Annotated in this window: 1 protein-coding gene; it reads left to right on the forward strand. The window is 39.5% G+C overall.

The window, feature by feature from the left end; genetic code table 11:
* Positions 1-559, forward strand: a 559-nt coding sequence (locus AC1Q7N_RS11720; RefSeq protein ID WP_220702469.1) for an E domain-containing protein, incomplete at both ends; no start/stop codon positions are given.

The raw sequence follows: 559 nt of genomic DNA on the forward strand, positions 1-559 counted from the left end.
AAGAACCCATTAACAGGAGAAAAAGTTGGCGAAGGTGAACCAACAGAAAAAATAACAAAACAACCAGTGGATGAGATTGTTCATTATGGTGGTGAACAAATACCACAAGGTCATAAAGATGAATTTGATCCAAATGCACCTGTAGATAGTAAAACTGAAGTTCCAGGTAAACCAGGAGTTAAAAATCCTGATACAGGTGAAGTTGTTACCCCACCAGTGGATGATGTGACAAAATATGGTCCGAAAGTTGGTAATCCAATCACATCAACGGAAGAGATTCCATTTGATAAGAAACGTGTATTTAATCCTGATTTAAAACCAGGTGAAGAGCGCGTTAAACAAAAAGGTGAACCAGGAACAAAAACAATTACAACACCAATATTAGTTAATCCTATTACAGGAGAAAAAGTTGGCGAAGGTAAATCAACAGAAAAAGTCACTAAACAACCTGTTGACGAAATTGTTGAGTATGGTCCAACAAAAGCAGAACCAGGTAAACCAGCGGAACCAGGTAAACCAGCGGAACCAGGTAAACCAGCGGAACCAGGTACGCCAGCAG

This window comes from Staphylococcus sp. GW823-FHT05F06, assembly GCF_058795495.1.